This window comes from Bacillus sp. HMA207 (genome assembly GCF_003402455.1).
GTDB lineage: Bacteria > Bacillota > Bacilli > Bacillales > Bacillaceae_G > Bacillus_A > Bacillus_A cereus.
In genome coordinates this window covers 2,448,026-2,460,319 of sequence record NZ_BEZT01000001.1, presented here as the reverse complement: position 1 = coordinate 2,460,319, position 12,294 = coordinate 2,448,026, and the positions used below count along the sequence as shown (strand labels likewise).

Genomic DNA, 12,294 nt, shown 5'->3' with positions numbered 1-12,294 from the left:
TTTAATGTCGCATTCCTTTTCAACTATATAGTTAGACCATACGATTTATGACATTTATGTGAAAAACTTTTGGAGGAATAAAAAGGAGTAAATATTGATATAAATATATTTTTAATGATAGTAATTGAGTAAAAGAGGGGATGAAAAAAGGAATGCTCATCATGTATGAGTCATTCCTTTTTTCATAGATTAACTTGCCTGTTTTTTATTATTTTCTTTCAATTTCTCTGCTTGTAAAAAACGATTCGTTTCAGCAACAACAATACTACTTAATCCAATTAGACCAATCAAGTTTGGAATTGCCATAAGTCCATTTGCAATATCAGCAAATGTCCATACGATTCCTAGCTTTAAATTAGCACCAATTGCAATCATAACAATAAAGATTGCTTTATAATATTTAACTGCACTTTCTCCGAATAAATAAGCTACACATTTTTCCCCATAATACGACCAGCCTAAAATAGTAGAGTAGGCAAATAAAATAATTGCGATACCGAGAATCATACTACCAGCAGTACCAAATACAGATTGGAATGCAAGTGTTGTAGCTTCAACGCCAGTTTTACCAGATCTCCAAGCACCTGTAGTAATTAATACTAGTCCTGTAATTGTACATACAATAAACGTATCTAGAAAAGTACCAGTCATTGAAACTAAAGCTTGCTTTGCAGGCGAATCAGTTTTTGCCGCCGCCGCGGCAATAGGGGCACTCCCTAAACCAGCTTCGTTCGCAAATACACCACGCGCCATTCCGATTTGAATAGCTGATGCAACTGTTGCCCCAATAAAACCACCAGCAGCTGCTGTACCATTAAATGCACCAGAAAAAATAAGTGAAAATGCTTCTGGAATTTGGTCGTAGTGATAGAAAATAATTATAAGACCAGCAATTATATAAAAGAAAGCTTTAATAGGAACGACATATCCCGTCACTTTCCCAATTTTTTTTACACCGCCTAAAATAACAATTGCGATTAAAAATGACATTACTATACCAGTTAAAGCAGGAGGGAAAGAGAAATTAATTCGCATTGCCTCTGCAACTGAGTTAGATTGCACCATATTACCAATACCGAAAGAAGCAGTTGTGCCGAATATAGCGAATAATACTGCCAGCCATTTCTTACCTAAACCACGCTCTAAATAATACATTGGTCCACCTGAATATTCACCATTTTCATTACTAACACGGTATTTTACTGCAAGTATTGCCTCGGCATACTTTGTTGCCATACCGAATAAAGCGGTAATCCACATCCAAAATATTGCACCAGGACCACCAATTGTAACCGCTGTTGCAACACCGGCTATATTTCCCATACCAATCGTTGCGGCCATAGCTGTCATGAGTGCTTGGAAGTGACTAATATCTCCAGAAGAAGAAGTATCTTCTGATTTTTTAAACGCTAGTTTGTGAGCGTATAATAGTTTACTAAACTGTAAACCTTTCAAACGCACTGTGAGAATGATACCTGTTCCAACGAGTAGCAACAAAGTTGGTAATCCCCACACGTATTGATTCATTTGTTCTAATACTTTACTTACTGTCTCCATCTTTATTCTCCTTTTTTAGAAAAAATAAAAACCACTTCAAGTAAATGAAATGGTCTCTGGAGAAACAAGGGATAGAAAAATAAACCGATACAATCGGCTTTTTCTTTCGCTTGTCTCTGTCCTTTTACCTGAGAGATTATCCGCTAAAGTAGCGGATTTGCTCCTTCGGTGCTCGTTTTCCTCCGCGCTCTATGAAAGCGAGAGGGAGTCTCTCCAGAGATTCGTCCCCATGCAGTTCTACTTGTAACCAAGACCTGAGAGTTTCAAAGTTGGTATAACAACTTTTTGCCCCGTCGGTAGATCAATAGACCTTCTCCTGAATGGTTCATCCGAATTATAAAATTTATAAACACATTGATTGTAAATCAATAAAAACATTATAGACATACAAATTGTGAATTGCAATCATTTTTTATTTTAAAATAGTAAATAGTTTTATTTTTTTGTAAGTCCTAATTTATCTTCAACTTCATTTAAAGTAGATAAAGCGATGACAATATGTTGATCCGCAAGTCCTAAAGCTTGTTTTGTTTTTTCAATAGTTTCATCGGTTGGAGTAGAGTTATTTGCTCCGTCTATAATCAAATTTGCTGCATTTTTCATGAAATTTGATGCGGATTTAAACTGATTTGTGAATTGAAGTAGTTGTTTTTGTATATCTATATCTGTTATGTTTTCTTCAATTTTAAGCGTGTCTATTTCGTTCATAATTGTTTCGTACTGCTTGGAAACAGCACTCATTGTAACTAATAGTTTATTTCGATCTACTGAATCTCCATTTGTGTTAATCTCTTCCCAGGCAGGTAACCAATCTTTTTCGATGATGTCATTATAATGAGTAGTCAATTCATTAATTTTAGGTTGTAATTTAGTTTTGAAAGTTTTTGTATCCGCTGTTTCTACAGTTGCTTTTTCGTTGTTATTTTTAACATTAGTAACATAGAAAATCGTACCGAAAATGATGAAAATAGAAATAACAACTGTCCATTTAGTAAAAAGTAATTTCCGCAATATGTAACGCCTCCAAAATTTAAAAACTTATAATTATAATATATAACAATAATGTTGTTTAAAGTAGAGAAAATAGGTTAGAAATAATTTTAATTATTTCTTTTTTATACATAAATAATTAAAGTTAGTAAAATGATGAAAGTTGTATGCGAGAAAAGAGGGTTTTTAGTGAAAATGAATAGAAGAAAACTGGTTTCAAGTATTTCAATGGTTATGTTATTAGTTGGTTTAATTGCATTCATATTTATGAATAAAGAATCTAAAATTAAAGGTTTTCCAGTACCAATGTCAGCAATTCATATTAACGATGATAAGAAAGAGGACTATCAATATATAAGTGTAATGCCTATTACAAAGGCAAATGGATGGGAGAACTTAGGGGAAAACGGGCATACTGTTAGTTTTAAAAAAGGGGAGCGGAAGGTAGCAGTAGTACATTATCCGGGAGAAATTACGTATTATTTATTTGAAAAATAATTGATGATAAGAGAGATAGGAAGTGAATGATATTGTAGGATTGTTTACTTTCTATATCTTTTGATTTTTAATTCTGAATTATTTAAATTATAATTACTATGTGTATAGAATAAAATAATATTTAGTATGGAGATGACAAATTGCCAAGTATAAAAAAGATAGGTCGTTTTTGTTCTACTGATGATGAAGGATATATTATAAATGATGCACATATTGAAAAAGTTCAACCTATATTTATGGAGGTAATACAAGAAATAAAAAATACTTGTTGTGAATTGTTACAGGATGATTTACACAGTGTTTATATAAGAGGCTCAATTCCAAGAGGGATTGGAATTAAAGGTATTGCTGATATAGATGTAATTATATTAGTGCGAAAGGATCCTAAATTAATAGACTTAAGTTGGCGAAAGAAACTAGAAATTAAAATTTTGCAAAAATTCAATTGTATAACAGGAGTGGAATTGAGTTTTTACAGTGAAAAAGAAGTGATAAATTCCAAGAGTTTTTCTTTTATAAGCTTCATGATACAGACACATGGAGTATGTATATTTGGTGAAGATGTAACATTGTCTTTGCCTAAATATAAAGTAAGTCAGGAGTTAGCCTATGAACATCTTATTCAATTGGGAAAACAAATTGGACAAGCACGCAAAGAGTTAATACATAATAAAGGCGTGGAAGATATAGCTGATTGTTGTCGTTGGATTATGAAGATAATAATCAGGTCAGGTCTAGCATTGACAATTGAGAGAGAAGGACTTTATTCCAGAGACTTATATCCTGCCTATGAATTATTTAGTAAGCATTTTCCCGAACAAGAAAAAAATATGAGAAAGGCATTACAATATGAAATTGAACCGATAAATGATATAAATGAAATTTTATTATTTTTAAGTACGTTTGGTGAATGGCTGATAGAAAGAGCGGCTGCTTTTTTGAATACTATAGATAACTAGAAGAATATAATTATGTTATGTAAATAAATGAACGATCTAAATGTTCGTGATTTTGCAGACTATTATGGGATCCCGGAAGATGTGACAAAAGGAAGTTCAAATGGATATTTAACAGCCTATCTTTTAAAGTATCGTTTTTGTGGGAACAGAAAAAATAAATATGCGTGTTGAACAAGGATACGAGATGAAAAGGCCCTCTTTAGTACATATAAGAGCTGAAGAAATAGAGAGTAAAAATAATGTTCGTTTAGGAGAAAAGTAGAAAGTATTGCAGATGGGAAATGGAATGTAAGATAAGGGGGAATTAAAAATGTTACTAAAAACAATCTACTGTAAGGTGGAAGAAGAGAAAAAGGAATTGTTTTCAAATTCGCAAGGAAAATGGCGTGATATACGGCACCTAGATGGTTTTCATGGACAATTTGGTGGATGGTATGAAGATGAGGCATGTGTATTTACTTTATGGGAAGATAGAAGTACATATCAATCATTTATGAATGGTGCTCACGATACAATTTATTTAAATAGTAATCAAGAGGATACGTTTCTTTCATGTGAAATTGAATTATTTCAAACGTTGTATGATATAACTGATACGCATTTGAAAGACGTTGTTACAGAAGGATTATTCGTAAGAGTTGCTATATGTGATGTAAAGATGGAAAAGGAAAATCATTTTTTACATAAGCAAGAAACAATTTGGGATAAAGGAATGGAAAAAGCAAAAGGAATGTTAGGTGGAGTAGTTGGGAAGTCTTTAAAAAATAAAAATCGTTACATAGTGTTAACGTATTGGAAAGATGAAAAGACGCACCAACATTATGTGGAAGAGATTTTCACAGATTTATATAAATTAGCTAATATTCATGAAGAGATAGAAGAGATAAAAGGAAAACAAGCTGTATGTAAGGAAGAATGGCTTGTATATTAAACGCTGAAAAAGTGCATAAATGAATGTATAATAAAGAGATTTTCTTATAAACAAGTAATTAATAGAAGACGTTATACACCCTTTCATGTTAATATATTTAAGTTATAATAGGAGGCTTACCCTTTTGTATTGTACGGTAGAAGCAGTGTGAGCTTGAAATTTTTTTAGAAAAGGATGTGCCTAATTTGCGTATCAATAAATTTATTAGTGAAGCTGGAAAAGCGTCTCGACGTGGAGCGGATAAACTAATTAATGAGAGAAGAGTAATTATTAACGGTAAGGTTGCAAAAATTGGTGACCAAGTGAACCCAGGTGATGATGTACGAGTAAATGGAGAGCAGCTTCGAATTGCTCGAGATCACGTATATATCGCTTTAAATAAACCAGTAGGTATTACATGTACGAGTGAAAAATCAGTAAAAGGTAATATTATTGATTTAGTGAATCATCCTTTACGAATTAGTCACATTGGACGTCTTGATAAAGACTCTGACGGTTTAATTTTGTTAACGAATGATGGCGATATTGTTAATGAGATTTTACGTGCTGAAAACAAACATGAGAAAGAATATATCGTTTCAGTAGATAAGCCAATTACACCTGATTTCTTAGAGAAAATGGCAGCGGGTGTTAAAATTTTAGGAACAAAAACGCTTCCTTGTGAGATTACACAGTTATCAAAATATGAGTTCCAAATTATTTTAACACAAGGGCTAAATCGCCAAATTCGCCGTATGTGTGAAGCTTTAGGTTATCAAGTATACACGTTAAAACGTACGAGAATTATGAATATTGAATTGAATAATTTACCAGTTGGGCAGTGGAGAGATTTAACGAAGAAGGAGAAAAGACGTCTATTTGCAGACTTAAATTACGAACCACAAGATTGGTAAAATTGTGAAGTGAAACCAAAAAAATTTGGTTTCGCTTTTTTAAATTAAATAAATAATTTTTTTAAACACTTGCAAAAATAAAATGAATAAGATATATTAAATAACAATAAATGGATGTTTTACAAAAAGCAAAGAAAAGGACACGAGTTATTTTACCCGGTTATACAGAGAAGGAAGGAAAGCTGAGAACTTCCTAACGCAGAAAAATAACTTACCACCTTAGAGCTGCACTAGGGAAATTAAGTATCTAGTGCCGTGTATGCGACGTTATCGCAAAAGAAGCCATTATGTTTTTTTGTGATGGGAATCTGGGTGGAACCACGGATATAAGCATATTCGTCCCTATATTTAGGGATGAATATGCTTTTTTGCATTCAATTTCATAATAAGCGAAGAAAAGGACACGAGTTATTTTACCCGGTTATACAGAGAAGGAAGGAAAGCTGAGAACTTCCTAACGCAGAAAAATAACTTACCACCTTAGAGCTGCACTAGGGAAATTAAGTATCTAGTGCCGTATAAACGACGTTACCGTAAAAGAAGCCATTGTTTGTTTACAATGGGAATCTGGGTGGAACCACGGGTAAAAGCACGCTCGTCCCTATTTTAGGGATGAGTGTGCTTTTTATTATGAAATGGAGAGATGAAAAATGAAAGAACAAATGATTGAAATTAAATTTCCAGATGGTAGCGTTAAAGAATTTGTAAATGGAGTTACTTTAGAAGAAATTGCTGGATCCATTAGCAGTAGTTTGAAAAAGAAAGCAGTTGCGGGGAAAGTAAATGATGGATTATATGATTTACGCCGAAATATTGAAGAAAATGCGGAAGTGGAAATCATTACTATAGATTCAAATAAAGGGGTAGAAATTGCAAGACACTCCGCGGCACATATTTTAGCGCAAGCTGTAAAAAGATTGTATGGTGATATAAATCTTGGAGTAGGGCCTGTTATTGAAAATGGATTTTATTATGATATGGATCTTCCAAGTAGTGTAAACATAGAAGATTTACGAAAAATCGAAAAAGAAATGAAAAAGATCATAAATGAAAATATAAAGATAGAACGAGTTGAGGTTTCTCGAGAAGAAGCAGCTAAACTGTTTCAAGAAATGAACGACCGCTTGAAATTAGAACTTTTAGAAGCAATTCCTAGTGGGGAAAGTGTAACACTATATAAACAAGGTGAATTTGTAGATTTATGTAGAGGACCACATTTACCATCTACAGGTTATTTGAAAGCATTTCAATTAACTCACGTTTCCGGTGCATATTGGCGAGGTGATAGTAATAACCAAGTGCTTCAGCGCATATATGGTGTTGCATTCTCTTCTCAAAAAGAATTAGAAGAGTATTTACATTTCGTTGAAGAAGCAGCAAAAAGAAATCATCGTAAGTTAGGCAGTGAGCTTGAGTTATTTATGTTTTCTGAAGAGGCTCCGGGAATGCCGTTTTATTTACCGAAAGGACAAATGATTCGTAACGAATTGGAAGCATTTTTAAGAGAAATTCAAAAAGAGTATAAGTATCAAGAAGTACGCACTCCGTTCATGATGAACCAAGAAGTATGGGAGAGATCAGGGCACTGGGGACATTATAAAGATAATATGTATTTCTCTGAAGTAGATAATAAAAGTTTTGCATTAAAACCGATGAACTGCCCAGGGCACATGCTTATGTTTAAAAATAAATTGCATTCTTATCGTGAATTACCGATTCGTATGTGTGAATTTGGTCAAGTACATCGTCATGAATTTAGTGGTGCGTTAAACGGATTATTAAGAGTACGTACTTTCTGCCAAGATGATGCACATTTATTTGTAACTCCAAAACAAATTGAAGATGAAATTAAATCAGTAATGGCGCAAATTGATTACGTATATAAAACTTTTGGATTCGAATATGAAGTAGAGCTTTCTACTCGTCCAGAAGATTCAATGGGTGATGATAAATTATGGGAGCAAGCAGAAGCGGCATTAGAAAATGTATTACAATCGCTAAATTATAAATATAGACTAAATGAAGGTGACGGTGCATTTTACGGGCCGAAAATTGATTTTCATATTAAAGATGCTTTAAATAGAAGCCACCAGTGCGGAACAATCCAGCTTGATTTCCAAATGCCAGAGAAATTTGATTTAAATTATATAGATGAAAATAATGAAAAGAAAAGACCAGTTGTTATTCACAGGGCAGTTTTAGGGTCATTAGATCGCTTCTTAGCAATATTAATTGAGCACTTTGGAGGTGCATTCCCGGCATGGGTGGCACCAGTTCAGGTGAAAGTCATTCCAGTTTCGAATGCAGTTCATGTACAATACGCAGATGAGGTTGCGGATAAATTAGCACAAGCTGGTGTTCGTGTCGAACGAGATGTGCGAGATGAAAAATTAGGATATAAAATAAGAGAAGCACAAATGCAAAAAGTTCCTTATATTCTTGTTATTGGGGATAAGGAAATGGAAAACGGAGCTGTAAATGTACGTAAATATGGGGAAGAGAAGTCAGAAGTTATTGCGCTAGATGTATTTGTGGCAAGTATTGAAGAAGAAATAAAGAATAGAAAATATTGATTGTAAAGAAAACACACTATTAGAAATTAGTGTGTTTTCTTTTTTATCTTACAAAAATGTAAGGTAAATGTAAGCGAAATCGAGGGAACGAGTTGTAGAAAAATGAGAATATGAAGTAGGAAAAAGGTTCATGTTACAGGTGTAACTCTTCTTAAATGAATAATTAAAAAATCCTTAAGGATTCACATGACAAAATAATAAGAAATATGTGAGAAATTAATTTTATACAAAAGGGATGGAGTGAAAGAGATGTCAACAAATGTAGTTACTGTAGAAAGTGTAGAAAAAACGTATGGGAAAAGAAATGAGAATCAGTCAAAAGCATTAAGGGGTGTATCGTTAAGTATTAAAGAAGGAGAATTTGTCGGGATCATGGGACCTTCTGGGTCTGGAAAAACGACTTTACTTAATGTGATAAGTACACTTGACCAAGCGACAGGTGGTAGTGTGACGATAGCTGGTACAAATATTACTTCTATGAAGGGCAATGCGTTATCTGATTTTCGCTCTCAAAAATTAGGTTTCATTTTTCAAGATTTTAATCTTCTAGAAAATTTATCAATTTATGAAAATATAGCTTTACCACTTTCTTTGCAAGGCGTACCGTCAAGTGAGATTACTGGAAAGGTAAATGACGTTGCGAAGAAATTAGGCATCACCGAAATTTTAACAAAATATCCGACGGCTGTTTCTGGAGGACAAAAGCAAAGAACAGCGGCGGCCAGAGCTTTAGTACATAATCCAGCAATTGTATTAGCAGATGAACCGACAGGTGCGCTTGATAGTAAAAACGCAAAAAGTTTATTAGAAGCGATGCAAGATTTACATGAAAATCACAATGTAAGTATTTTGATGGTTACACACGATGCATTTAGTGCAAGTTATTGTGAGCGTATTTTATTTATTCAAGATGGTCTTCTTTATAAAGAATTAAATCGACAAGGCACTAGAGAGAATTTCTATCAAGACATTTTAGGTGTGCTCGCTCATATGGGCTCAGCTGCTGAGTCTAAGTAGGGGGCGAAACTATGTTATTTAAATTATCACGTCATAGTATGAAAAAGATGTTAAAAGATTATATGGTTTTACTTATTGGCCTCGTTATTAGTATTAGTATTTTCTACATGTTCCAAACGATGGCGATGAATAGTGAATTTACGAAAGATAATAGCCTAATTAGTAGTATTAGACTCGTCTTTTGGGTAGGTGCAATACTATTATCTTTCATTACTGTATTTTATATTATATATGCCAACTCTTTCTTACTCACGTTAAGAAGAAAAGAACTCGGTATGTACATGATGCTTGGTGCGAAAAAGAAAAAAGTAGCACAGTTATTATTTATTGAAACATTCGGTATGGGGATTGTCAGTATTATTATCGGTATTTTAGTAGGGATGTTACTTGCAAGTGTAGCAGGAAACTTTTTAATGAATGGAATGGAAATTTCAGCAAAAGGTAGTTATGCATCTGTATACACACCAGCAATTTTAGTCACAGCTATTTTCTTCTTAATACTATTTTTCATTACTGGCTTAATGAACAGTGTCCGATTGTTACGTAAAACTGAATTAGAGTTAATTCGTGAAGATGAAACACTAGATGAAGTGAAGAAAAGTAAAACTCGCATTATAATAATGACAGTACTTGGTGTATTACTAGTAAGTACAGGGTACTATTTTATGATCAATGTAAAAATATATGCTGAATTAGGTTTTATTATAGCAACCATCGTTACAACACTTGGAACATATTTTATCTTTAGTTCATTACTTCCATTTTTTGTGATGAAAATTAAGGGGAATAAAAAACGAAATGAAACTGGTCTAAATAGTTTTACATATGCACAGCTACGCTTTCGAGTAAATAGTTTATCGAGAGTATTAGGTACTGTAGCAATGTTAATTGCATTAGGCGCAGGTGCGATGACGGCAGGTATGGCGTTCCAAAAAAATGTAGGTATTATGACAGACTTTTCTCGTGTATATGATGTTGTAATTCATGATCCGAATGATCAAGACAAAGCTGCCTTAAAAGAAATGGAAATTGTTGAAGAAAGCAAGTACAAATATAAAGTAGATGGAGAAGCGGTTTATTATTTACGTAACGACTTAACTGCGAAACCGCCACTTGTTTCAGACCATTTTGATACAAAAACTTTAAAAGAGCCTGTTCGCAAACGTGTGACTGAACCTTTAACTGAACCTGTATATTCAGCTTTAGAGGCTCCTGAATTAGCAAAATTCCCTCATATGCCAAAGGATTGGGAAGACGCAGTTGTAAGAGAGATACAAATTACGCATAATCAATTTAGCGGAAAACCAGTAAGAATTGCAGACGAAGAGCATTATAAAGGGATTCAAGGAACAGAACATACTGTAACATTAGCAAAAGTAGATGATATGAAAAAATATAAACCGTTATTGATCGAAATAGATAAGAGACAAAAAGCACAAATTGAAAAAGCAACAGGTGAAAAGGTAGACTTATTTACGAAAATGACAATTTATCAGTTTATGAACAGCTTCATGAGCGGAACGATGTTTATGGGATTTTTCCTCGGAATTGCCTTTTTAGCAATGATGGCAAGTTCCCTTATGTTCAAAATATTAACAGGTGCTTCTCGCGACGTACGCCGTTATGAAATGTTACGAAAAATTGGTGTGAGACGTAGTATGTTAACGAAAAGTATATATAAAGAAATTTCATATTTATTTATCTTCCCAGCGATCATTGGCATTTCTCACGTTTTAGTTGGGCTTAACTTATTCAGCTTTATATTAGTTGACCCGTTTGTGAAAGTGTGGGTGCCAATAGGAATCTTCTTAGTCATTTATTTCATGTATTACTGGATAACTGTTCAACTTTATAAAGGTATGGTAATGCCGAAAGAAGAAGTAGCTAAATAGTTTATGAAAAGAGTCCTTGTGTTGAGAATAAGGGCTCTTTTTTATGTTTTTTATAAAGAAGGAAAAGATTGGATAATGGTCGAAAAATATAATGTAACTTCCAAGAAATTACTAAAATAATACTATTTTGTCGAGAGAAAGGATACGAAGTATGAAAGAAATGCTACAGTTATTTCGCAACAAAGTGTATGCACGTTTTTTCTAGCAAATATTTTAGAGCGACTCGGTTCTATGATTGCTGGAATTTTTTTAATATTTTATTTGCTAGATTAATACGGAAAACAACCAGTTTACGCAACGATGACACAAATTATGATTGCATTACCTGCATGAATCTTTTTTCTATTAGTAGGGACAGTAGTGTATCGTTTTGATAGACAACGTATATGTACAGTAAGTAACATATGTTGTTCGCTCTGTAATATTGGAATCCTAATTTCGCTTTATTACGGGATGATTATACTTGTCTTTATATTTTTATTTTTGGAAAATGCATGTATACAATTTTTCTCTCCATTAGAACAATCGATGATACAGGGAGTAGTTGAATCAGACCAATACGGTGCAGCAGCAGGTATTAATCAAATGGTAAATAGTTTGTATGCTTTGTTTGGTGTAGGAATTGCAACGATGGTGTACTGGACTTTTGGAATTTATGGGAGCATTTTAGTAAATACACTTACTTTTATTACGAGTGGTATTTTGATTCAAACGATCTCCATTCCAGAAAAAGTTCGTTTACCAAATGGTAGAACAAAATGGAAAGAAGTTAATTTGAAGATGTTAATAACAGAGTTTAAAGAAGGGATTAGGTATATATACCAAAATGAAACTTTAAAAAAATTACTTTTGGGATTTATCGTGTTTGGTTGATTATTTTTTGTTACGTGTTTATTCCAAGCTATTTTACTAAGTGGGAAAAAGCGAATTCAAGGTATGGTTGAAGATGTTTGTTTTTTCTGAATATTCTTTTTTAAAGGGGTA

The 12,294-nt window shown here is 33.3% G+C and carries 10 protein-coding genes, 1 pseudogene, 1 riboswitch and 2 other annotated features; of the genes and pseudogenes, 9 read left to right on the top strand and 2 right to left on the bottom strand.

The window, feature by feature from the left end:
- Positions 1-189: 189 nt before the first annotated feature.
- Both HMAS_RS12770 and HMAS_RS12765 read right to left on the bottom strand, forming a co-directional pair.
- A complete protein-coding gene (locus HMAS_RS12770; protein ID WP_016109930.1) occupies positions 190-1,557 on the bottom strand; it encodes an alanine/glycine:cation symporter family protein in 1,368 nt (455 codons plus the stop codon).
- Between the two features lie 106 nt (positions 1,558-1,663).
- Positions 1,664-1,784, bottom strand: a riboswitch (glycine riboswitch).
- A 208-nt stretch (positions 1,785-1,992) separates the two neighbouring features.
- Complete coding sequence (locus HMAS_RS12765; protein ID WP_001228757.1) at positions 1,993-2,568, bottom strand: hypothetical protein; 576 nt, start codon at positions 2,566-2,568, stop codon at positions 1,993-1,995.
- A gap of 132 nt (positions 2,569-2,700) precedes the next feature.
- On the opposite strand from HMAS_RS12765, the gene HMAS_RS12760 reads away from it, so the two are divergent.
- The 9 genes and pseudogenes from HMAS_RS12760 to HMAS_RS12720 all read left to right on the top strand — a co-directional run.
- Positions 2,701-3,045, top strand: coding sequence for a hypothetical protein (locus HMAS_RS12760; RefSeq protein WP_046392680.1), 345 nt, complete (start codon positions 2,701-2,703; stop codon positions 3,043-3,045).
- Between the two features lie 140 nt (positions 3,046-3,185).
- Complete coding sequence (locus HMAS_RS12755; protein WP_116344867.1) at positions 3,186-4,004, top strand: nucleotidyltransferase; 819 nt, start codon at positions 3,186-3,188, stop codon at positions 4,002-4,004.
- Between the two features lie 27 nt (positions 4,005-4,031).
- Entirely contained in the window at positions 4,032-4,175 is a 144-nt protein-coding gene (locus HMAS_RS27945; protein ID WP_176748650.1) for a PhzF family phenazine biosynthesis protein, read from the top strand.
- A 139-nt stretch (positions 4,176-4,314) separates the two neighbouring features.
- Positions 4,315-4,935 (top strand): YdbC family protein, encoded by a 621-nt coding sequence (locus HMAS_RS12745; protein ID WP_046392681.1) that lies wholly within the window; start codon positions 4,315-4,317, stop codon positions 4,933-4,935.
- A gap of 185 nt (positions 4,936-5,120) precedes the next feature.
- Complete coding sequence (gene rluF / locus HMAS_RS12740) at positions 5,121-5,828, top strand: 23S rRNA pseudouridine(2604) synthase RluF (RefSeq protein WP_001222170.1); 708 nt, start codon at positions 5,121-5,123, stop codon at positions 5,826-5,828.
- 122 nt (positions 5,829-5,950) lie between these two features.
- Positions 5,951-6,175 (top strand) — a binding site (T-box leader).
- 36 nt (positions 6,176-6,211) lie between these two features.
- Positions 6,212-6,434: a binding site (T-box leader), on the top strand.
- Between the two features lie 44 nt (positions 6,435-6,478).
- Complete coding sequence (gene thrS / locus HMAS_RS12735; RefSeq protein WP_048535150.1) at positions 6,479-8,401, top strand: threonine--tRNA ligase; 1,923 nt, start codon at positions 6,479-6,481, stop codon at positions 8,399-8,401.
- 249 nt (positions 8,402-8,650) lie between these two features.
- The gene (locus HMAS_RS12730) at positions 8,651-9,418 is read left to right on the top strand and encodes an ABC transporter ATP-binding protein (RefSeq protein ID WP_000106426.1); all 768 of its coding nucleotides are present in this window, start codon (positions 8,651-8,653) and stop codon (positions 9,416-9,418) included.
- 11 nt (positions 9,419-9,429) lie between these two features.
- Complete coding sequence (locus HMAS_RS12725) at positions 9,430-11,310, top strand: FtsX-like permease family protein (protein ID WP_000897859.1); 1,881 nt, start codon at positions 9,430-9,432, stop codon at positions 11,308-11,310.
- A 151-nt stretch (positions 11,311-11,461) separates the two neighbouring features.
- Positions 11,462-12,180, top strand: a pseudogene (locus tag HMAS_RS12720) (MFS transporter); the annotation flags it as partial.
- Between the last annotated feature and the right edge of the window lie 114 nt (positions 12,181-12,294).

Bases quoted from the DNA above. Each gene is read 5' to 3' on its own strand.
- HMAS_RS12770 (WP_016109930.1), bottom strand. From the start codon at position 1,557: ATGGAGACAGTAAGTAAAGTATTAGAACAAATGAATCAATACGTGTGG.
- HMAS_RS12760 (WP_046392680.1), top strand. From the start codon at position 2,701: ATGATGAAAGTTGTATGCGAGAAAAGAGGGTTTTTAGTGAAAATGAAT.
- HMAS_RS27945 (WP_176748650.1), top strand. From the start codon at position 4,032: ATGAACGATCTAAATGTTCGTGATTTTGCAGACTATTATGGGATCCCG.
- HMAS_RS12745 (WP_046392681.1), top strand. From the start codon at position 4,315: ATGTTACTAAAAACAATCTACTGTAAGGTGGAAGAAGAGAAAAAGGAA.
- thrS (WP_048535150.1), top strand. From the start codon at position 6,479: ATGAAAGAACAAATGATTGAAATTAAATTTCCAGATGGTAGCGTTAAA.
- HMAS_RS12730 (WP_000106426.1), top strand. From the start codon at position 8,651: ATGTCAACAAATGTAGTTACTGTAGAAAGTGTAGAAAAAACGTATGGG.
- HMAS_RS12725 (WP_000897859.1), top strand. From the start codon at position 9,430: ATGTTATTTAAATTATCACGTCATAGTATGAAAAAGATGTTAAAAGAT.